This is a genomic window from Pseudoalteromonas lipolytica (assembly GCF_001306915.1).
GTDB classification, from domain to species: Bacteria; Pseudomonadota; Gammaproteobacteria; order Enterobacterales; family Alteromonadaceae; genus Pseudoalteromonas; species Pseudoalteromonas simplex.
On record NZ_LJTC01000008.1, the window covers coordinates 87,962 to 110,716 of the forward strand.

The 22,755-nt window shown below is 41.5% G+C and carries 18 protein-coding genes; 11 read left to right on the forward strand and 7 right to left on the reverse strand.

Annotated features, from left to right (window positions below; translation table 11 throughout):
* Positions 1 to 150: 150 nt before the first annotated feature.
* Positions 151 to 2,316, reverse strand: a complete 2,166-nt coding sequence (locus AOG27_RS12710; RefSeq protein WP_054553617.1) for a M3 family metallopeptidase — start codon at positions 2,314 to 2,316, stop codon at positions 151 to 153.
* Between the two features lie 432 nt (positions 2,317 to 2,748).
* On the opposite strand from AOG27_RS12710, the gene AOG27_RS12715 reads away from it, so the two are divergent.
* From AOG27_RS12715 to AOG27_RS12735, 5 genes are all read left to right on the forward strand, one after another.
* Positions 2,749 to 4,080: a dihydroorotase gene (locus tag AOG27_RS12715; RefSeq protein ID WP_054553396.1), complete on the forward strand. Its 1,332-nt coding sequence runs from the start codon at positions 2,749 to 2,751 to the stop codon at positions 4,078 to 4,080.
* Between the two features lie 11 nt (positions 4,081 to 4,091).
* Positions 4,092 to 4,976, forward strand: coding sequence for a GTP cyclohydrolase FolE2 (folE2, locus tag AOG27_RS12720; protein WP_054553397.1), 885 nt, complete (start codon positions 4,092 to 4,094; stop codon positions 4,974 to 4,976).
* Between the two features lie 145 nt (positions 4,977 to 5,121).
* Complete coding sequence (locus tag AOG27_RS12725; RefSeq protein WP_054553398.1) at positions 5,122 to 7,281, forward strand: S46 family peptidase; 2,160 nt, start codon at positions 5,122 to 5,124, stop codon at positions 7,279 to 7,281.
* Between the two features lie 264 nt (positions 7,282 to 7,545).
* Positions 7,546 to 7,755 (forward strand): cold-shock protein, encoded by a 210-nt coding sequence (locus tag AOG27_RS12730; RefSeq protein WP_054553399.1) that lies wholly within the window; start codon positions 7,546 to 7,548, stop codon positions 7,753 to 7,755.
* Between the two features lie 168 nt (positions 7,756 to 7,923).
* Positions 7,924 to 8,631, forward strand: coding sequence for a substrate-binding periplasmic protein (locus AOG27_RS12735; RefSeq protein ID WP_082389280.1), 708 nt, complete (start codon positions 7,924 to 7,926; stop codon positions 8,629 to 8,631).
* A 121-nt stretch (positions 8,632 to 8,752) separates the two neighbouring features.
* On the opposite strand, the gene AOG27_RS12740 is transcribed toward AOG27_RS12735, so the two are convergent.
* From AOG27_RS12740 to udk, 3 genes are all read right to left on the reverse strand, one after another.
* Complete coding sequence (locus tag AOG27_RS12740; protein WP_082389269.1) at positions 8,753 to 9,481, reverse strand: substrate-binding periplasmic protein; 729 nt, start codon at positions 9,479 to 9,481, stop codon at positions 8,753 to 8,755.
* Between the two features lie 157 nt (positions 9,482 to 9,638).
* Positions 9,639 to 10,862, reverse strand: coding sequence for a NupC/NupG family nucleoside CNT transporter (locus tag AOG27_RS12745; protein WP_054553401.1), 1,224 nt, complete (start codon positions 10,860 to 10,862; stop codon positions 9,639 to 9,641).
* An 18-nt stretch (positions 10,863 to 10,880) separates the two neighbouring features.
* Positions 10,881 to 11,510, reverse strand: coding sequence for a uridine kinase (udk, locus tag AOG27_RS12750; RefSeq protein ID WP_054553619.1), 630 nt, complete (start codon positions 11,508 to 11,510; stop codon positions 10,881 to 10,883).
* Between the two features lie 191 nt (positions 11,511 to 11,701).
* Between udk and AOG27_RS12755 the strand changes: the two genes are divergently transcribed.
* The 4 genes from AOG27_RS12755 to AOG27_RS12770 all read left to right on the forward strand — a co-directional run bounded on the left by AOG27_RS12755 (position 11,702) and on the right by AOG27_RS12770 (position 15,341).
* Positions 11,702 to 12,931 carry a phosphopentomutase gene (locus tag AOG27_RS12755; RefSeq protein WP_054553402.1) on the forward strand — a complete coding sequence of 410 codons (1,230 nt, stop codon included), beginning with the start codon at positions 11,702 to 11,704 and terminating at the stop codon, positions 12,929 to 12,931.
* Positions 12,931 to 13,632, forward strand: coding sequence for a purine-nucleoside phosphorylase (deoD, locus tag AOG27_RS12760; protein ID WP_036972525.1), 702 nt, complete (start codon positions 12,931 to 12,933; stop codon positions 13,630 to 13,632). The genes AOG27_RS12755 and deoD overlap by 1 nt, the downstream gene beginning before the upstream one ends.
* Before the next feature lie 189 nt (positions 13,633 to 13,821).
* On the forward strand, positions 13,822 to 14,562 hold the full coding sequence (locus tag AOG27_RS12765) for a ferredoxin--NADP reductase (protein ID WP_054553403.1): 741 nt from the start codon (positions 13,822 to 13,824) through the stop codon (positions 14,560 to 14,562).
* Positions 14,563 to 14,633: 71 nt separating this feature from the next.
* Positions 14,634 to 15,341: a nuclear transport factor 2 family protein gene (locus AOG27_RS12770; RefSeq protein ID WP_054553404.1), complete on the forward strand. Its 708-nt coding sequence runs from the start codon at positions 14,634 to 14,636 to the stop codon at positions 15,339 to 15,341.
* Positions 15,342 to 15,515: 174 nt separating this feature from the next.
* Here the strand turns inward: AOG27_RS12770 and AOG27_RS12775 are convergent, their stop codons facing one another.
* From AOG27_RS12775 to AOG27_RS12785, 3 genes are all read right to left on the reverse strand, one after another.
* Positions 15,516 to 16,727, reverse strand: a complete 1,212-nt coding sequence (locus tag AOG27_RS12775) for a type II toxin-antitoxin system HipA family toxin (protein WP_054553405.1) — start codon at positions 16,725 to 16,727, stop codon at positions 15,516 to 15,518.
* Positions 16,717 to 17,016 (reverse strand): helix-turn-helix transcriptional regulator, encoded by a 300-nt coding sequence (locus AOG27_RS12780; RefSeq protein ID WP_054553620.1) that lies wholly within the window; start codon positions 17,014 to 17,016, stop codon positions 16,717 to 16,719. Before AOG27_RS12780 ends, AOG27_RS12775 begins: the two co-directional genes overlap by 11 nt.
* Before the next feature lie 220 nt (positions 17,017 to 17,236).
* A complete protein-coding gene (locus AOG27_RS12785; protein WP_054553406.1) occupies positions 17,237 to 18,127 on the reverse strand; it encodes a tetratricopeptide repeat protein in 891 nt (296 codons plus the stop codon).
* A gap of 271 nt (positions 18,128 to 18,398) precedes the next feature.
* Between AOG27_RS12785 and AOG27_RS12790 the strand changes: the two genes are divergently transcribed.
* Positions 18,399 to 19,772, forward strand: coding sequence for a GAF domain-containing sensor histidine kinase (locus AOG27_RS12790; protein WP_054553407.1), 1,374 nt, complete (start codon positions 18,399 to 18,401; stop codon positions 19,770 to 19,772).
* Positions 19,773 to 20,345: 573 nt separating this feature from the next.
* Entirely contained in the window at positions 20,346 to 22,523 is a 2,178-nt protein-coding gene (gene katG, locus AOG27_RS12800) for a catalase/peroxidase HPI (RefSeq protein WP_054553409.1), read from the forward strand.
* The last annotated feature ends 232 nt before the right edge of the window (positions 22,524 to 22,755 follow it).

Consider the following 22,755-nt stretch of genomic DNA (forward strand, 5'->3'; position numbering starts at 1 on the left):
CGCTGATAGCTGAAGGCTGACAGTTTCTTAATGTTGTGTTTCGCTGCGCTCTACCCAACCTACGTGGAGAGTCAACAGGTTGAATGCTGTGGGGTTATAAACACTCGATAACCCCACACTTCTGACTTACAGCTTAAAGCTTAAGGTCAGCTATTGAACGGTTGCTTTTAGGCCGCGGCGTTTTAATAATGCTGATGTGTCTGGCTCTTGACCGCGGAATGCTTTGTACGATTCCATTAGGTCACGTGAGTTACCGACTTCTAAAATTTCTTTACGGTATTTATCACCGATTTCACGTTTTAGACCGCCTTGCTCTTGAACAAAGGCAAAGGCGTCTGCCGCTAAGATTTCACTCCACATATAAGCATAGTAACCCGCTGAGTAACCGCCGCCCATTGAGTGTGAGAAGAAGGCTGACTTATAACGAGGTGGTACAAATGCTACATCAACTCCATGTTTTGCAAGCGCTTGTTGCTCAAACTTTTCAATGTCTTGTAAAGGAGCATCAGCTGAGAGTGAATGCCATTCCATATCAAGTAGTGCAGCAGCAACGTATTCTAGGGTATCAAAACCTTGGTTGAAGCTACGTGATTGAATTACTTTTTTCAGTAGCTCATCAGGAATTGGCTCGCCAGTTTTATGGTGTTTTGCATAGTTAGCGATAACTTCAGGGTACATGGCCCAATCTTCTTCAAATGTTGATGGGAATTCAACGAAGTCACGTGATACTGAGGTGCCAGATAGAGTAGGATACTTCACGTTTGAGAACATGCCGTGTAAGCCATGGCCTAGCTCGTGGAAGATCGTTGTTGCTTCATCATAACTGATAAGCGTAGGTTCGCCATTCGCGCCTTTTTGAATGTTCATTACGTTTACGACAACTGGCTTTTGTTCTTTAAGGCCTGATTGTTTAACGAAAGAAGTCATCCAAGCACCACCACGTTTACCTTCACGCGCGAAGTAGTCAGCAAAGAAAATGGCTAAGCTTTTACCATTTTCATCAAATAACTCATAGGCTTTTACATCCGGGTGATAAACCGGAATATCGTTACGTGGTTTAAAGGTGATACCGTATAAACGGTTCATGGTGAAGAATACGCCGTCTTCTAAAACACGGTTGAACTCGAAATATTCTTTCACTGCATTTTCGTCAAGGTTATATTTATCTTTACGCACTTGCTCTGCGTAGAATAACCAATCCCATGGCTGTAATTTGAACTGCTCACCTGACTCATCAATCTTAGCTTGAATTGCAGCGGCCTCAGCGTTGACGTTCTGCATTAATGCAGGGATCATGCTCGCAAACATATCAAATACAGCTTGTGGTTTTTTCGCCATTTGCGACTCTAAACCAAAATCAGCCCAGCTGTCGTAACCTAATAGTTTTGCTTTTTGAGCACGTAAGTGAGCAAGTTCTGCCACGATATCACGGTTACTATTTTCGCCCGATAATGCACGCTCAGCTGATGCACGCCATACTTTTTCACGTAAATCGCGGTTTTTCAGTGTTGCCAGAATAGGCTGACGCGTGGTGTTTGTGATCTTAATTAGGTATTTGCCTGGATGGCCAGCTTCTGCAGCGGCATTGGCAAGCTGCTCAATTTGACCTGCTGGTAAGCCCTCAAGCTCTGCTTTGTCATCCACTAAAACAACATTTGTTTTAGTCAGCGCTAATAAGTTTTGTGAGAACTGAGTTGTTAAGCTCGAGTGCTTTGTATTGATATCACGAATTTGTTGTTTTTGCTCTGCACTTAATTTTGCACCAGCACGCACAAAACGTTTGTAGTAAACGTCTAATAAACGCTTTTCTTCAGCAGTTAAGGCAAGGCTGTCAGCTTCGCTGTGAATAGCCGCTACTTTCTCAAAAAGTGCTTTATTTAAGAAAATGTTGTCGCTATGAGCCGCTAGTTTTGGCGCTAACTCTTTTTGTAATTCACGACGTGCCGGGTTTGAATCCGTACCCGCTAAGTTATAAAAAATACTGCGTGTGCGTGTTAATAGCTCACCACTTTTCTCAAGCGCAACAATCGTATTGGCAAAATCAGGCTTTGCTGGATTGTTGATAATAGCTTGCACTTCAGCCATTTGCTCAGACATGCCTTTATTAAATGCCGGCATGAAATGTTCATCTTTAATCGCACTGAAATCAGGCGTTTCGTATTGTAATACGCTTTTCACAAACAGTGGGTTAGCTTGCTCATTTGCAGCAACAGGCGCTGATTGCTCTGATTTAGGCGTTGATGTTGTTGTTTGCGGTTCTGAACAGGCTGTAAGTAACAGCGCAGAACTGATCGCGGTTGCGATTAGGTGTTTCATAGTTTTTCTCTTGTCATTTTTAAAATTAAATTGTGTCGATATAACCTTGCACATACGTTTTATAAGCTCTTGATTTGCATAGCGGTTAAAACGAATTACAAAAAGTGCTACAAAAAAGCACTTATGTGAGGCAGGTATCACCATGTGATCAATGAGCCCAGCATACTGTGTCTTACTACAATTGACCTCATACGTTGCGATAAGGTGATTATTGGCTGCGATAAGTCGTTAAAATTCTCTAAGATCGGAAAGCCACTTATTACTTTGCAGCTTAAATAGCCTGATCCAACTAATCTTTTTGACTCATAACAGTGTCCAAATAAAAATCTTATGGTATGTTATATTGTAACAATTTAATCTGCAATCAATCTTGCCATGGAGTGCATTTTTTTACGATAAGTTGCAAATGTTGCTGAATAAGCAAGGAGTCATATGGCTATCATAATCAAACACGCCTGTGTTGTTAATGAAGGACAGCGCGAATTAAACGATGTACGAATTGTTGGTAATCGAATCGCTGAAATTGGCAAAGATATCAGTGCCAAGGCCAATGATGAGGTAATTGATGCAAGCGGTCTGTTGCTATTACCAGGCATGATCGACGATCAAGTACATTTTAGAGAGCCAGGTTTAACCCACAAAGGTACGATCGCCAGTGAATCTGCCGCGGCAGTGGCAGGTGGCATTACAAGCTTTATGGAAATGCCTAATGTCTCACCTTCGACTACCACGGCAAAAGCACTTGCTGATAAATACGCGATAGCAGCGCAAACGAGCGCTGCGAATTATGCGTTTTACTTTGGCGCGACCCCAGACAACCTCGATGAAATTAAAGCTCTTGATGCTAAAAATGTATGCGGCGTTAAAGTGTTTATGGGGGCATCAACAGGCGATTTACTAGTTGAACATCCTCATGCCCTTGAAGCCATTTTTCGGGAAAGCCCAGTACTCATTGCAACCCATTGCGAGCAAGGGGTGGTTATTCAACAAAACCAGCGCCGAATAGAAAAACGCTATGGTGAGTTACGAATAGAACATCACCCATTAATTCGTGATGAGTTAGCGTGTTATGCATCATCATCGTACGCCGTATCGCTGGCAAAACGATATGGCTCGCAGCTGCATGTTTTACACCTTACAACAGCAAAAGAGCTAGAGCTATTTAGTAACGCACCTATAGAGCAAAAACACATAACCGCCGAAGCTTGTGTGCATCATTTGTGGTTTAACCAAGATGATTACACACACTATGGTAATCAAATTAAATGTAACCCTGCCATAAAATCAGAGCAAGATCGCCAAGCGCTACTCGCAGCAGTACGCGATGGTCGCATTGATATTATTGCCACCGATCATGCCCCTCATACTTGGCAAGAAAAGCAGCAACAATACAGCGCTGCACCAGCAGGACTCCCGCTCGTCGAGCATGCATTACTATCGTTACTTGAGCAGGTAAAACGTGGTGCGTTGAGCCTAGAGCAAGTCGTTGAAAAAACAGCGCATAACGTGGCAAAGCGATTTGCTATCGAAGATCGAGGGTTTATCAGAGAAGGTTACTTTGCAGATTTAGTCCTGGTTGACCCAATCGCAGAAAAGCACGTTGAGCACACAAACACACATTACTTATGCCAATGGACCCCTTTCAATGGCACTACTTTTTCACACCGAATAACACATACCTTTGTAAATGGTGAGTGTGTCTTTGATGGACAGCACGTATACCCGCACAAGCAGGCCGCTATGGCCTTAACATTCAATCGTTAAAAGAAGTTGATATGCAATTACCCGATATTACCTCGCACTCTAATGTAGATTTTCAGTCGCCTTTAAAATGGGTTGGCATGGAAAAAATAGCATTGCCTTTGAAACTTGCACAACCTCATGTTGATGTGCACCTGAATGCCAATGCCGATATTTTTGTTAGCCTTGATAGTGATGCTAAAGGCATTCATATGTCGCGTCTTTATTTATTACTTAATCAGCTATTGGCTAATCAAAGCTTATCGACTAAGCGTATTAACGAGTTTATGGAAGCCGTTTTAGCATCACAAAAAGGCTTAAGTAAAGGCGCAAAACTGGTGCTGCATTTTGATTTACCGCAGCTAAAACCAGCACTCCTTAGCGACAATACAGGTTACAATGCTTACCCTGTTGTTTTAACGATAACTAAGAAGCAGTCGATGACTATCAACTTAAAAGCTGATGTAGCCTACAGCAGTACCTGCCCGTGTTCAGCGGCATTATCGAGGCAGCTTTTGAGCGAAGCCGTCGATAAACAATTTAGCGATGAGCATATAGATAAAGCCTCTTTACTCAGTTGGCTTGCAAGTGAACAGGGCTCTATTGCAACCCCTCATAGCCAGCGTTCTTATGCTTATATTGATGTCACTTTTAGTAATGAGAAGCTCCCCGATATTGGCGGCTTTATCACAGTATGTGAGCAAGCTATTGGTACCCCTGTACAAACGGCCGTGAAGCGTGAAGATGAACAAGCATTTGCTGCCCTTAACGCAAAAAACTTACTGTTTTGCGAAGATGCAGCAAGGCGATTAAAACAGTGTTTCGAAACCATGCCGAGTATTGCTGATTACCAGTTTAAGGTCGAACACCAAGAAAGCTTACATGGCCACAATGCCGTGGTTCATGAATCTAAACATTAAGCTGATGAGTCTAAGTGTTAGGCTCATGAACCTAAAATGGTTTACAAATTTTGACATTAGCGGTCGCAAATTATTGCTATTCATCTTCACAATGATAATGATATGACCGCTAAAAATGATAAACATAATAATATAAAGGACGACTATGCGTTTTAAATTTATTGCTGCTGCAGTGGGTCTCGCTGTAGCAAATGTTGCTGTTGCCGACGAAGGCATGTGGCAACCTCACCAGCTACCAGAGCTTGAATCAGTGTTAAAAGCGAAAGGCTTGAGCATTGATGTAGAGTCAATTTCTAAATTAACAGAGTTTCCGATGAACGCGGTAATTAGCCTTGGTGGCTGTACTGCTTCGTTTGTTTCACCGAAAGGCTTAGTCGTAACTAACCATCACTGTGCCTATGGTTCGATTCAATATAACTCGACCACCGAAAACAACATTTTAGAAAATGGCTTTTTAGCAAAAACAACGGGCGAAGAAGTGCCTGCAGCGCCGGGTTCTCGTGTTTATGTAACCGAGGAAGTGGTTGAAGTAACTGATAAAGTAAACCAAGGTACTGAAAAGCTAACGGGTAAAGCACGTTTTGATGCTATTCAAGCAAATGAAAAAGCACTTGTTAGTGAGTGTGAGCAAGACCAAAGCTACCGCTGTAATGTGTATACTTTCCACGGTGGTCTTGAGTATTACCTGATCAAATCGCTAGAAATCAAAGATGTGCGTTTAACATATGCACCCGCTATGGGCGTCGGTAAATATGGCGGCGATATCGACAACTGGATGTGGCCGCGTCACACAGGTGATTTCTCGTTCTATCGCGCGTATGTTGGCAAAGATGGCAAGCCTGCTGAATATTCAGAAGACAACGTGCCATACCAAAGTGATGCGTTTTTAAAAGTAAGCGCTAAAGGCGTTCAAGAAGGCGATTTTGTGATGGTGACCGGTTACCCAGGCAGCACAAACCGTTACCGTATTTCGCCTGAAGTTGACTATGTTTTTAACACGGCCTACCCATTAGCGCGTAAGTATAATTCGAAATATGTCTCGTTAATCGAAGAAAATGCACCAGAGGGTTCAGAGGCACGTATCGCTTACGAAAGCACGATTGCGGGTTATAACAACTACATTAAAAACTACGGTTCAATGATTGAGAGCTTTAACAAAGGGTCAATGTATAGCCGTAAGCAACAATTCGAAAAAGATCTCACCGCGTGGATCAATGAAGATAGTAAGCGCAAAGCTAAATACGGACAGGTACTTGCTGATTTATCTGCGCTAGTTGCACAGTCGCAAGAGCATAACCAGCGTGACCGTATGTTAGGTTACGTACACCGCTCACAAATGATTTCAACTGCTCGACGTTTATACCGTTTAGCTTACGAGAAACAAAAGCCAGATGCTGAGCGCGAAAGCGGTTATCAAGAGCGTGATATGCCACGTATCGAGTCTCGTTTAAAAAGCATGAGCCGTCGTTATGATGAAGCCGTAGATAAAGCTATTTTACTGTATTTTATTGAGCAGTATGCAGCATTACCTAAAGACGAGCGAGTTGCAGAGGTTGATGAAGCACTGGGTCTAACAAACGGTTTTGATAAACAAAAACAACAAGCCATGCTTGATGATATGTATGCTAAATCGGTTCTTGCAGATGAAAGCAAACGTTTATGGATGGCAGATCTTGACCTTGCTCAGTTAAAGCAAAGTAGCGATCCATTTATTCAATATGCGCATGCAATTTTTGCGGTCACAAAAGATATTGAAGATGCGAAAAAAGAACTGGCTGGTAAACAGCAAGCTGCTCGCCCTGCATTAATGGAAGCAATCATTGCTTATAACAAGGCACTTAATAAGCCTGTTTATGCTGATGCTAACAGCACCCTGCGTGTAACTTACGGTACGGTAGGCGGCTATTCGCCGCAAGATGGCTTAGTGGCAACCCCCTTTACATCGTTAGAAGGGCTACTTGCTAAAAACACCGGTGTTGAACCATTCAACTCACCAGAGAAACAAAACGAGTTAATTAAGCAAAAACTTTATGGTGATTACACCGGCGGTATGAATACGGTTCCGGTTAACTTTTTATCGAACGTCGATACTACAGGTGGTAACTCAGGCTCTCCAACATTAAACGGTAATGCTGAGCTCGTTGGTTTGTTATTTGATGGTGTTTACGAAAGCATTATTGGTGATTGGGATTACGATGAAAACTTAAATCGCTCAATTCACGTTGATTCACGATACATGTTGTGGGTGATGGATAAAGTTGATAATGCTCAAAATTTACTTAAAGAGATGACTATCGTTAATTAACCTGAGTTTAACGTTAATTTTAGTATTAAAATGCCAGTCACACAGACTGGCATTTTTGTTTTTAACATTAAGATATAGTATTTGACTTATTCTGGTAACTCTATATAGTGAGCGGTAGCTAAAAAGCGTGTAATTAAATCTTTATTTCGTTGTTGTATAAGTAATACTTGTAGTACCGTCCTGAAGTTTTTAAGTTCCATCTGATTTTTTGCTACACCCGCCCACTACGGGCAATATTTAATTTTTTATATCAGGAATAATACTATGTCTAACATCGTATCAGGTACAGTTAAGTGGTTTAACGAATCTAAAGGTTTTGGTTTCATCGAGCAAGAAAATGGTCCAGACGTTTTCGCTCACTTCAGCGCTATCCAATCTGAAGGTTTCAAAACTTTAGCTGAAGGCCAACGTGTAGAGTTCACTCTATCACAAGGTCAAAAAGGCCCTCAAGCGGACAACATCAAGCCGCTATAATTTTACTGAAAAGTAAAATAGAGAAGAAGCAAGCTACGGCTTGCTTTTTTTATGTCTAAAAATTGACTGGACTAGTTAATATTTCTATATTTAATGCAGCTGTGTCATTAGAGTGTATTAATTATTTTAAAATATTTGTTGTTAGCGTGCCTAAGCTTTGCACCTGTAGTGTTTGCAAAAGAAAGTGTCACCATTTACACCGAGCATTTCCCGCCATATAACTTCTCAAATAAAGGGCATTTAGAGGGTATTAACTTAAAGTTTGTTAAGGCCATGTGCATCGATGCCAAAATTAAGTGCAATTTTGAGCTCTTACCTTGGTCAAGAGCATTCCACTTGGCGCAACAACAGCCCTTGTCAGGGTTAGTCTCTACAGCCCGAATTACGCAAAGAGAAAAGCTGTTTAACTGGGTAGGGCCGTTGGCCTCATCGCGAAATTTCTTTTATAGATTAAAATCAAATGAGCGTATTAATCCACTTGATCTACCCCAGGTAAAAGAACATAGCCTATGTGTTGTGCGTAATAGTATCTATGAGCAATTTGTAGAAACAATTGGTTTTAGTGATGGTAAAAATTTGCTGAAAGTGAGTCATAGTTATGAGTGTCTTAATTTATTTTTCAAAAATAAAATCGAGCTAATTATTGGTTCAGATCTATCATTTGATTATCAGCTAACTCAATACGGGCACCCTGGACGAGAAGTCGTTAAGCTAGTTGAGCTTCCCCTTAACGATACATTAGGGAATTATTTAGCATTAAATAAAAACATACCCATCGATGTAGTTGAACGTTTGCAATCAAGTTACGAAAAGCTAATTGCTCAGGGTAAGTTAGACTTTTTTATTGAGCAATATAGTAATACCAATACAAAATAATTTTTATTAGTCATCGTTAGCCGTTGAAGCTATCGGTAGCTGAGTACTACTATCATGGTGCGGTGTAAAAGGCACTGGGGGTTGTTCAGAGTAGCAAATAACGAATTTTTCTTGCTCTTACTTAAGGCCTATTTGTTCGCATGACCTGACTATATAGCGTTGATGCCTGAATCTCAGCAAACGCATTTTTTAATGCATTGATATGGTGTGGGTTAGTATTTTTGTTTGCAGCTAGGAACCCTTTCATCGCTAAAAAATCAATTGCAAAGGCAAAGTGTAAGCGCGATTCATCAAGGCCTAATTCATTAGCCATCGCGGCGATATAGTTTTTATCGTCAATGATTAAATCAACCTTCCCCGACATCAACAACTGATATGACTTATTGATGTCTGAAGTATACACAACAGTGTAACCGCGCTCAGTTAAGCGTTGTGCTGCTAAGTCATGACGCTGAACTGCTATCTTGTATTGTTTGGCTTGCTCATTGGAGGTGATGTTTATATCGCGGCGTTCGCTTAATTTCACAAAGCCCATTTCATAGGTGGCTACTTCACCAATCCAATAGAAATGATGTTCACGCTCTGGAGTTTTAGCCATGCTGTAAATGAAAGTATTCGGCTTTTTTAGTGCCATATTGTAAGCACGGGCCCAAGGGTAGAGCTCTATATTGGCATTTAAGTTTGCTTTGGCAAAAATAGCTCTTACTAATTCAGTGCTTTTACCGGCAACTTGGTTATTGATCAAGGTTTGATTGGGCGGTGATAGTTCGGTAACAACGGTTAGGGTCGGCTTGCAAAGGGCTGGCCAACTTAAGAAAAAGGTTAGTATATAAATTCTAAAATAGTTCATTTATGCACTTAAAAGGATTTAGTAAATAAATCTTAGCACATAAAACGATAAAAGGGCCTTGCGGCCCTTGGTGAAGTATCGTTCAAGTCAGATAGACCTTTAACCCCTTAAAGTCCTATCCTATTGTTTTGCAACTACGGCTCATCTCATTAAGTTTCTAAGCTAGCGAGAGGAAAAAACCTGCAATTGCTGCACTCATGAGGTTAGCCATAGATCCTGCTAACACTGCTCTGAGCCCTAAGCGTGCGATATCCTTTCGCCGACTAGGCGCCATACCGCCTAATCCACCTAGTAAAATTGCTATCGATGATAAGTTAGCAAACCCACATAACGCGAATGTGACAATCGCTTGTGTGTGCGCACTTAACGTATCGCGATAATTAATAAAGTCGAGGTAAGCAACAAATTCGTTAACTACAACCTTCTGACCTATAAAACTGCCTGCGATTACTGCTTCGTCCCAAGGTACACCTAATAACCATGCAACCGGAGCGAATACGTAACCTAAAATTTCTTGTAGCGTTAATGTTGGATGATCAAACCAACCACCAATACCGCCTAATAACCCATTTAGAAGTGCAATAAGTGCTACGAAAGCAAGTAACATCGCACCTACGTTCAGTGCTAGTTGCATACCGTTTGCGGCACCTGATGCGGCAGCATCAATTACGTTTACCGGTTTTTCTTCTTGTACGTCTAAATCAGCTAAATCTTCTTTTGGTGTTTCGGTCTCTGGCACAATCATTTTTGCCATTAAGAAACCACCTGGTGCCGCCATAAAGCTGGCTGCAATTAAGTATTTAAGCTCTACACCAATTGTTACGTAACCTGCCATAACAGAACCTGCTACGGTAGCAAGGCCACCTACCATTACCGCAAATAGCTCTGACTTAGTCATGCTGGCGATAAATGGCTTAACAATCAATGGTGCTTCTGTTTGACCAACGAAAATATTGGCGGTTGCAGAAAGCGATTCAGGGCGCGAGGTTTTCAATAGCTTTTGTAAGCCACCGCCTAGAATCTTGATTATCCAATCCATCACCCCGATGTGATACAACACAGCAACAAGTGCTGAGAAGAACACGATAACGGGCAATACTTGTATCGCAAAAATAAACCCTAAGGTATCTTGCGATGCCAGTGAGCCAAATAAGAAGCTAATCCCGTCATTGGCATAACCAATAACTGATGAGACTCCTCGTGACATACTTGCCAGTACGTTTTTGCCCACTTCGAAGAACAAGACAAAGCCACCAATTAACACTTGAAGTAAAAAGGCGATGCCTACAGTTCTTAAATTAATTGCTTTACGGTTCGTTGAAGCCGCAAAAGCAATGCCTAGTAGCACAACAATGCCAACTAAGCTCATAAATGTTGTCATACTGACTGTTTCCCGTTGTTATTGTTGCAGTAAATATTTTATTTTACTTTTAATTATATCAATGGCAACGCGATTCATACCGCCGCGTGTGACTACGAGATCAGCTTTGTGCTTAGATGGCTCAATAAACTGATAAAACATAGGTCGCACTGTCGCTTGATATTGATCAACAACGGACTGTAATGTTCTGCCACGCTGCTCCATATCTCGTTGCATACGGCGCATAAGGCAGATATCTAACGGTGTATCAATGAACACCTTAATATCAAATTCTTTTCGAAGTGCCGGATCACTCAGTAGCAAAATACCTTCAACGATAAGTACTTTTGCAGGTGCCACTCGACGCGTTTCATCGCTTCGGGTATGCATTGCATAGTCATAAGTTGGTACGTCTACTGATTTTCCAGCGCGCAATTGAAGTAAGTGCTCATGCAAAAGCTCATGCTCGAAAGCATCAGGGTGGTCGTAATTGGTTTGCGTTCGATGGTCAAACGGCAAATGCGACTGGTCTTTGTAATAAGCATCTTCTTCGATCACTGCGATCGCGCCCGGTTCAAGCTCATTGACTAATTCGTTATAAATTGTCTTGCTAAAAAGAGACTTGCCCGACGCAGATGCGCCAGCAATAGCTATAATTGTTCGTGTCACTAAAGTTCTCGCCCACACAGAAGGAAACATTGTTAGGTAGATCACAATAGCAAAAAAGACACGATTAATCTCTTTTGCTTCGCTTAGAGATGCAAATTTATAATGTTTCCGTTTTATGAAACAGGACTTATGTCCTGTACCAAAAATTCAAAGAGCATATAAAGTATTCACATATTGATAACGAGGTACCCATGGCAAGAGCACTCATCTTAATGGCAGATAGCCTAGGAATTGGCGCAGCACCTGACGCAGAAAAGTTTGGTGACGTAGGCGCAAATACCTTCGCTCATTTACTTAAAGCCTATGCAGAAGAAACTGGTGAGCACTTATCGCTTCCTAATCTTACCCGTTTAGGTTTAGCTGATGCATGCGAAGCCGCAGGTAAAGAACCTTGTTTAGTCAGTGACCGCCAAGCACCTGTTGGCGCATGGGGTTACGCTAAAGAGTTATCAAGTGGTAAAGACACGCCTTCAGGGCATTGGGAAATGGCCGGTGTACCTGTGTTATTTGATTGGGGTTATTTCCCTAATACACAGCCGTGTTTTCCACAAGAATTTGTTGATGAGCTAATTGCTCGTGCAGAGATTCCTGGCATTTTAGGTAACTGTTATGCCTCAGGAACGACCATTTTAGAACAGCTAGGTGAAGAGCATATGCAAACCGGTATGCCGATTTGCTACACCTCAGTTGATAGCGTGTTTCAAATAGCCGCGCACGAAGAATCATTTGGACTGGAGAAACTTTATCAGGTTTGCGAAATCGCACGGGCGCTGCTTGATGAAATGAACATAGGAAGAGTGATTGCGCGGCCATTTTTGGGTTCGAGCCGTGACGATTTTGCCCGTACAGGCAATCGTCGTGACTATTCGGTGTTACCACCGTCGCCAACCTTGCTTGATAAATTATCGCAAGACGGCGGTGAAGTGATCAGTATTGGTAAAATTGCCGATATCTATGCGCACCAAGGCATCACCCAAAAACACAAAGCGCCAGGGTTAATGAACTTGCTTGAGAAAACCTCAGAAGTAATCGCAAGCGCACCTGACCATAGTTTGATTTTTACAAACTTAGTTGATTTTGATGAAAAGTACGGTCATCGCCGTAATGCAGTTGGCTATGCTAAAGCATTAAAAGAGTTTGATGATTACCTACCGACCATTTTAAATCAGCTAAATAGTGATGATGTGTTAATTATCACGGCCGATCACGGATGTGATCCAACAGCAGCAGGCACTGACCATACACGTGAATACGTGCCAGTACTTGCATACCAACCGGGAATGACAAACACCCCGCTTGGAGAACGAGCTAGTTTTGCAGACATAGGTCAAACCCTTGCCCAGTGGTTTAATCTTCCTGCACTTGAATACGGTGATAGCTTTAACGACAAGCTATTAGCGAACAAAAAAGGAAACCAATAATGAGTACTCCTCATATCAGCGCCAATGTAGGCGAATTTGCAGAAACGGTATTAATGCCGGGTGATCCGCTTCGCGCTCAATACATTGCTGAAAACTTTTTAGATGACGCAAAACAAGTAACAGGCGTTCGTAATATGTATGGTTTTACCGGTACCTACAAAGGTAAGCCAGTGAGTATTATGGGTTCTGGGATGGGTATTCCATCAATGTCAATTTATGCCCGTGAATTGATCGTTAGTTACGGTGTTAAAAATCTAATCCGTATTGGTACCTGTGGCGGTATTGGTAGCGATATCAAAATCCGTGACGTTATCTTTGCACAAGGTGCAAGCACAGATTCAAATGTAAACCGTGCACGTGTACGTGGCTACGACTTTGCCGCAATTGCTGATTTTGGTTTATTACTTAACGGTGTAAACGCAGCAAAAGAATTAGGCATTGAAGCGAAAGTAGGTAATGTATTTACAACAGATACATTCTACCAAGCAGATAACACATTCTATCAAGAGTTAGACAAGCTAGGCGTACTTGCTGTTGATATGGAAACAGCTGGCATGTACGGCGTAGCTGCTGAATACGGCGCAAAAGCGATGGCACTATTTACTGTAAGTGACCACGTAATCACTGGTGAAGCAACACCAAGTGAAGAGCGTCAAAGCACCTTTAACGAAATGGTTAAAATTGCTTTAGAATCAATTTAAATAAGTTCCTTGGTAACGTATTCACTGAAATTTGGAAACACGCCCAAAGTGAAGTGAGACTAACCTCAAAGCCGCATTTATGCGGCTTTTTTTATGACTATGTATTTATGCTCGCAACCGCCCCTTAAAACTTGAAAATTCAAGCAATTGTTGCCACTTTTAGTAGAGGAACAACAATTAAGGATGTGTATGTCTAATTGGGTTGAAGCTAAAGTTAAAGATGTTAAATGGTGGACCGACTCACTATTTAGCTTAATTGTTAATGCCGATGTTGAACCATTTGTAGCAGGGCAGTTTACAAAGCTTGCTATGCAAGTGGGTGATAAACGGGTTGCACGTGCATATTCTTATGTTAATGCGCCGAATAATCCCGACCTCGAATTTTATCTGATTAATGTTAAAGACGGTCAACTTTCTCAACAACTTGCGCAATTAAAGCCGGGTGACTCAGTGACTATAGAGCGCCGCGCGACAGGCTTTTTTACCCTTGATGAAGTGCCAAGCAGTGAGCAGCTTTATATGCTGAGTACAGGTACTGCGCTTGGGCCTTTTATATCAATATTAGAGCAGGGCGAAGTGTGGCAAAAGTTTGAGCATGTTCACTTAGTGCATGGAGTTCGTTTTAATGAGGACTTAAGTTATCAAGCGCGCATTAAAGCACTACAGCAGCAGTACCCAAATCTTTACTACTCACCTGTAGTCAGCAGAGAGTCAGCCACAATCGGTTTTAATGGCCGGATCACTGACGTAATAAAAGACCGTCGCTTATTTGATGTAGTAGAGCTTCCTGTTAAACCTGACTCGACACAGTTCATGATTTGCGGTAATCCAGAAATGGTAAAAGATACCACGGCCATTTTGTTAGAGCTTGGTTTTAGCCGCAACAGACGTCGTGAGCCTGGGCAGATCACCGTTGAGCAATATTGGTAAAAAACTATGCCAAACTGTGAGAATTTGCTACCTTAACGCCTTAAATCAGGCATGATGTATTTAGGAAAAGTATGAAACCGTTATTTTTGGCAATTAGTTTATTATTCTCTTGGCAGTCATTTGCTAGTGAAGAAACCACTGAACAAGCCGAGCCTCAAACTAGCCATGAACAAAAAGCCGAAAAGAAAGACGTACCTAGTTTAGAGTTTATTGAAGAAAAGCCAGTAACAGAGCAAAAAGTAATTTCTGAATCTAAGAAAGAGGTCGCAGAAGTTGATGATAGTAAAGTACTCGGTACTCAAACGCCTACACCTGCCGAGCAACCAAAAACAGTTGAAGAAAAGCAGCAAGCAGTTGATGAGGCTGAAAAGGCTGTAAAGCAAGCAAAAGAGGCGCTAACAGCCAAGCAACAAGAAAAAGCGCGTCAGTCACGAGAATCAATCGCTGTAATTGAGCAATTAATAGCAGCATATAATGCTCGTAATATTGATGCATTTATTAAAATGTATGATGAAAACGTCGAGTTTTACACATTCCCAAATGAGTTAATGTTCACAGGGAAAGAAAAGCTTATAGCTCGTTATGGCATCATGTTTAAAAAGCTTAAATGTATAAAATCGTCTCCAATTAAACGAATTGTGCATGGAAATATTGTGATTGACCATGAGCTATCAGAGACTTGTTCACAAGACCCTAAGGTGGTTGATAAGCGAGCTGAATTTGTCACTAGTTATAAAATAGAAAATGGTAAAATAACCAAAGTGTTATTCTTCCGCTAGAAAAAGAGCAGCCCAGCTGCTCTTTTTTTATGGGTGAAAGTTAGTGGGTTCAAGCTAGCGAGTTTCGAGATATGAGGTAGCAGCGATTTTACATCGCGTCCTAGAACCTAAATCCCAGCGCCTATGACGCGGGATAAACCTGCTACATGTAGGCGTGAAACTTGTTTCGCGCTATTAATCTTCATTAATTTCAGGAATTACACCGTTTAAACGGGTGATATCTTCATCACTAACGTCTGCAAAATGTTTAAAGTGAGTCGGCCAATCTTTGCAATATTCTTCAATCTCTTTAATGATGTTTTTTGCTGCTGAATTTGCTAACCCAAATCGCTTAGCCTGAGATAAAAAATTGCTTTTACTTGCATAACGGCCATCATCACCAAAGCCAAGACCATGTTGTTTTGAGTTGTTTATTGGAGTGATGTCATAGGCTGGACTTAATCGCCAATTTTTTTGTGAAAATGAATATAGGAATGCATGATTGCGAGTGTGATCATCTGTATTACCAATATACGCATTGAACACCATTCGCTTAAACAACTCTTCAGCATCACCTGCATTTTGCATTGTTTGATGCCTTATAAATTCAGCTAATTGACCATATGAGTAGTCACTTGAAAGATCACTCATAGCAACTTTGGGTTTTTGAAGTAAGCTATTCGCACTTAAAAAGTGGTGTGTTGGTAACCCATTACTAACATCAAACCGCTCAACAAGTAGCACATCACCGGTATGTGTTTTATGAATAAAGGTAGGAGCCGTTCGAATACCAAGCTGTTCCGCCATTTTCATTGCAGCATGTTCAGCTCTGACTAGATTGAATAAATCATCTTGGCGATTGAATTTTGCTAAGTAGAGTTTGTTGTCAATTTGGATAGAAGTTTTTGGTCTAGCTCCCCCCATGCTTTGGCCAAACTCAAATGCTTTCTTAGCTTCATCAGAAATTGTTTTATTCGCCAGCAAGTCATCTTTAGCTTGGTCTAGCAAGGCTAAATCAGACAAGGTGTTTTTGTTAGTTTTATGCTTAGAGGCACTTCGCGAGAGACTAAAAACAAGCGCTCCTACGCCATATCCAGACCCAGCTAATAAAAATTCTAACTCGTTTTTGGGTTTTGTAGTATGAAGCGAAAGAATTAACTTGCGCCCCCACGAGTCAGCTCCTGCATCACTCAATACGCCAAATACACCTCTGTTTGCACTGTAATTGAAAATCCCCGACTTTAATGGCAGATGTATTGGATCTAGAGCAAAGGCATCGCTTCGGGCTAAATAGCTCTTACCATAGTTGAACTCACCTCGACCTGATTGATTATCTAATTTAAAGTAACCACAAATAACGGGTTTTTCTTCTAAACCATCTATAAAAACATAGCACTCAGAAGTCATCATTGATTTCCTGTGGTGAATTTCGTTTGCGTTGGCGAGCATTGTATCCACCTACGTCGGCCGCTAATTCATTTATTTCATCGAGAAGCGATCCCTGTAAGTTAAGTACAACCAGCGCTTCAAAAAGAATGTCACTTTTCACAACATCACCTTGCTCTAACTTTTGTACTGTCGAACGTGATACCCCAATCATTTTCGCAAATGTACTTTGCGTATAATGAAGAGTTCGGTGCTGGCGAATCAAATCTCCCAGCTTTTGTGCCATTTTTGCAGCCTGTTCAGAACGCATATTGATTACTTTTTTAATCATTAGATACTTAATGATTAGTTTAGCGGTATTTGGTTTTTTTTGCAATAGAGGGGGATTAAGTTAGTGGGTTCAAGTTAGCGAGAGTAAAGTTAGCGAGTTTCGAGGTACGAGGTAGCAGCGATTTTACATCGCGTCCTGGCGCCTAGGACCTAGAACTCGCCTATGACGCGGGATAAACCCGCTGCTACATGGGGTTCGGCTATGCCGATTCATTTAACAACGAATTAAAGCTGTCGTTGTCGTGTAGGCTGGCAAACGCGCTTTCGTGTAGTAGCTCGTTACGTAGGTTAGGAGAATATTCAAGAGCCATACGAATATCAGCCATTGCATCGGCGTGTTTGTGTAGTAATGCATAGGCACAAGCACGTTGCCAGTATGCGTAGCCGTAGTCGCTATCAATTTCTAATGCTTGATTACAAAGCTCGATAGCCTCACCTGTTTCGTTAATTTCTAACAGAGCATCTGCTTTATAGGCAATGGCTTCTACGTCTTCTGGTTTACGTTTTAAGATCTCGTCAAAAATCTCAATCTTATTCGCAACATCGCTTTCTAAATTGGCACGCATCCATAAAGAATGAACTTCATTGGTGATTGAGATCTTTTGTTGGTTTAATAAGATCTCTTCAGATCGCTCACGTAGTTTTTCTTCGAGTACTTTTAGGCGCTCTTCATATTCTTTTGTAATCGCACTCACGCGTGTATTAACAATATCTTCTACTTTATTTTTCACATCACGTAGGGAATTCCAACCGACTAAGACCAAGATTGAAGCGGTAATGGTAATAATGAAAAACACATTATTAATGGTGTCTGTTGTATAAGTTAATGCACGGTCGGCAGTATCAAGTTGTGTATGAGCAACTTGTTTTGTCACATCTTCGCGTAGTTTTTGTTGGTCTTGGCGCACCGCTTTTAATTCATCAAGAATATAGCGCTCTAACAATGGTTTATACATAGGTTCTTGAAGCTTATCGAGTCCTTGCTGTTGCTCTGCTTCAGTTAATGCTGGGCGGTTTTGTGGCTCATTTTGAGCTGCTACAAATGGGCTAAAGCTCATTAAAAAAGTGATTAAAATTAGGGTATAACGCATAACATATTAATTTTTGGTGATTACTGAGGTAACTGTAACATGCGTGAGCACTAGGGACTAGGCAAAAAAAAACCAGCTCGGGGGAGAGCTGGCCAAACTGCTTAAACAACATAAAGTCGTAAGGGGTATCAACAGGAGTTAGGTACAATATACTCATTTTTATCTGAACAACTACTTAATACTTAAAGAGTTTCTAAAAAAAATTAATCTATATGCGATATTGAGTTTGTTCGTCTAAACTTAAAGGATACTAAAACTAAAAGGTGAGAATATGCGCCAGCAACTAGTACAACTGCTTTATGGTGTATCAATTTCGTCTGATCTCGATAGTGGAAATGTTGAATTAGCTGAACGGCTAATCCTTAATGCTGTACTCGATGGACTCGAAATCGGACGTGCCGGCATTTGGTTACTTAATAAAGAAAATACAGCAATAGAGTGCCGTTTATTACTCGACAGAGAAAATGGTAAAGAAATTCAAATGCTAGTGCTTCCCCGGGACGCATACCCTGACTATTTCAAAGCACTTGATACGCAACGCACAATAACAGCGGTTGATGCGCATACTGATCCTGCTACCTACGAATTTAGCGAAAGCTACCTAACACCACTTAATATTGGCGCTATGCTCGATGCACCAATTCGCTATAAAGGAAAAATGATCGGTATATTTTGTTGTGAGCACATTGGTAGTGAGCGACATTGGACAGAAGATGAATGCTCATTTATAGGCGCATTAGCAGATCTATACGGCAGAGCGCTATCAGCACAAGAAAATGAACGTATAAACGCAGAGCTTGAACGCGCTAATCAGCACCTAGAGGAGCGTGTTGTTGAACGCACTCGAACGCTCGAGAAAACCTTATCTGAACTTACCGAGATGCAAGAAAAACTAATTGAAGCAGAAAAAATGGCTTCATTGGGTAATCTGGTTGCTGGAATTGCACATGAAGTTAATACGCCAATAGGTATCGCGGTGACTGCAAACAGTTCGGCAAAAGACAAACTCTCTGAAGTTGATAAGCTTATACAGTCAAATACGTTAACTAAGGCTGCGCTGATAGAGAGTATTAATCATTTAAACGAATGTTTTAAAATATCATTCACTAATTTAGAGCGAGCAGCAAAATTAATCAGCGACTTTAAACAAACGGCAGTAGATCAATCTTCACTCGATTTATTAGAAACCAACATTAAAGACTACTTAGAAAACATTCTACACAGCTTAATGCCTTTAACCCGTAGTCATAACGTCAGTGTAAATGTGAATTGTGTCGATGACTTTGAGTTGATCACAGTCCCTGGAGCTTTGAGTCAAATCATAATGAATTTGGTTAATAATAGTTGCGTTCATGGTTTTGTGGGACGCCAAGACAACCAAATAAACATATCGGTTAATATTGACGAAGCACAAGGTGTTTATTTGCTTTGCTACAAAGACAATGGCCTTGGCATGGATACAGAAACTTTGCATAAAGTGTTTGAGCCCTTTTTTACAACGAAGCGCGGCTCAGGTGGAAGTGGATTAGGGATGTCAATCGTTTATAACCTTGCAACGCAAGCATTACAAGGTGAAGTGAGTGCTGCGAGTTCACCTTCTAATGGCATGACAGTTAATTTTAAACTGCCTATAAAACTCGCATAACTAATTAATATTTATACAAGTTGAGGGCTAAATAATCTGGTGACTGGGTAATAAAATTAAAAATTAATCAGTTTGCTTAGCGAGACATGATATATCGGTGCACTTGTTGTTTTTGCAAAACTGCTTTATACGTTTTTTCGAGTATAAATAATTAATGCTTAAAGGTGTAACCAATAGTGTCAGCCAAAACAATAATGAGCTTCTAAACGTTAACCCCACAAGCGAAGCAACTACCAGCCCAGTTAACATTAAAATAGGTAAATTGGCGATAAAAAAGTTAATGCTTAATTGTCTAGCAACATCAGGATTAATTGTTTTCATAAGGGCTACTCGCAGTAAAAAGACCTTTATAAAATGGACTGTTTTGTAAAATGAATCAAATCGTATTTTTCTATCGAATCAATCGATTTAAAACCATGTTCAAGATCTAGCTTTATTTATGTAGTGCTCCTATAGTTTTAAACAACAGGAACTTTTGAGTTATTAGTTATTCAAAACCAATAGAAATCTTTATTTATGATGATGCTAAGTAAACTAGCTTTCGTCGTATTTTAAGCTTATGAGGAGCAAGCAATGAGTAATGGAAAAACGGGCCAGTGCCCAGTAATGCATGGTAGTAACACTGTCACCGCTCAATCAAATACTGACTGGTGGCCAAACGCACTCAATTTCGACATTCTTCACCAACACGACAGCAAAACGAACCCTTACGGCAAAGATTTTAATTACGCTAAAGCATTCAAATCTCTTGATCTTGAAGCCGTTAAAACCGACTTAAAAAGCTTAATGACTGAAAGCCAAGAATGGTGGCCAGCTGATTGGGGCCATTACGGTGGTTTAATGATCCGTATGGCGTGGCACTCAGCGGGTTCATACCGTTTAGAGGATGGACGCGGTGGCGGCGGTACAGGTAACCAACGCTTTGCACCATTAAATTCATGGCCAGACAACGCAAACTTAGACAAAGCACGTCGTTTACTTTGGCCAATTAAAAAGAAATACGGTAACAAGCTTTCTTGGGCCGATTTAATGATCCTAGCCGGTAATATGGCTTATGAGTCAATGGGTTTAAAAACCTTTGGTTTCGCGGGAGGCCGTGAAGATATCTGGCATCCTGAAAAAGACGTTTACTGGGGCGCTGAAAAAGAATGGCTAGCACCAAGTGACGAGCGTTACTCGAATGTTGAAAAACCAGATACCATGGAAAACCCATTAGCAGCGGTACAAATGGGCTTAATTTACGTAAACCCAGAAGGGGTGAATGGTAACCCTGATCCACTTAAAACAGCAGAACAAGTTCGCGAAACTTTTGCCCGTATGGCAATGGATGACGAAGAAACTGCCGCACTTACAGTTGGTGGTCATACCGTGGGTAAAACCCATGGTAATGGTAGCGAAGAAAACGTTGGCCCTGAGCCAGAAGCCGCGGATGTGTTTGAACAAGGTCTTGGTTGGAACAACCACAACTCACGCGGTATTGGCCGCGATACCATGACCTCGGGCATCGAAGGCGCGTGGACTACTCATCCAACTAAGTGGGATAACGGTTATTGCTACTTATTGCTTAACTACGAATGGGAACTTAAGAAGAGCCCTGCAGGTGCGTGGCAGTGGGAACCAATCGATATTAAAGAAGAAGACAAACCAGTTGATGTTGAAGATCCATCAATTCGTTTAAACCCCATCATGACCGACGCCGATATGGCGATGAAGATGGACCCAACCTATCGTAAAATTATTGAGCGATTTAACGATGATTTTGAATATTTTAGTGATGTGTTTGCACGCGCATGGTTCAAACTGACGCACCGTGACTTAGGCCCTAAATCACGTTATTTGGGTGCCGATGTACCAAGCGAAGATCTGATCTGGCAAGATCCGATCCCTGCGGTTGATTACACATTATCTGACAGCGAAATTAGCGAACTTAAAACCAAGCTACTTAACTGTGGTGTAAGCCAAGCAGATTTAATCGCAACAGCATGGGATAGTGCGCGTACTTACCGTGGCTCAGACCATCGCGGTGGTGCAAACGGTGCTCGTATTCGTTTAGCACCGCAAAAAGATTGGCAAGGAAACGAGCCAGAGCGTTTAGCTAAAGTATTAAGCGCACTGGAATCAGTGAAAGCGGGTTTAAGCAAACCAGTAAGCCTCGCCGATTTAATTGTACTTGGTGGGTCAGCAGCGGTTGAACAAGCAGCAAAAGCAGCGGGCGTTGACATCACCGTGCCATTTGCGCCGGGTCGTGGTGATGCCACAGACGAGATGACAGATGCAGACTCGTTCGACGTACTTGAGCCAATTCATGATGGTTTCCGTAACTGGTTGAAGAAAGATTACGCGGTATCAGCAGAAGAGCTAATGTTAGAGCGTACGCAATTAATGGGCTTAACAGCACCAGAAATGACCGCTCTTGTTGGTGGTATGCGTGTACTTGGCACTAACCACGGCGGCTCTAAGCATGGCGTGTTTACAGATAATGTAGGCACACTTAGCACCGACTTTTTCGTAAACCTAACCGATATGGCTTACACATGGAAGCCAACAAGTAAGGGTCTTTATGATATTGTTGAGCGCAGCACAGGTGCAACTAAATGGACAGCAACACGTGTTGATTTAGTGTTTGGTTCAAACTCAATCCTTCGCTCTTATGCAGAGTTTTACGCACAAGACGACAACAATGAACGTTTTGTAAAAGACTTTGTCGACGCATGGGTGAAAGTAATGAACGCCGACCGCTTCGACATTTAATTTAAAATTCCGTTAAGTACAAAGGCCACACAGTTTAACTGTGTGGCCTTTTTTATTTAGAGAAGTTAGCGAGTTACAAGGGGAAAGTGACGAGATGTAGGTGGCGTTTTAACGCCGAACAAGTAGCAGCGATTTCACATCGCGTCCTAGCGCTTAGAACTCGCCTATGACGCGGGATAAACCCGCTTCTACAAAGTAGGCGTGAAACTTGTTTCGCGCACCGCTGTAAGCT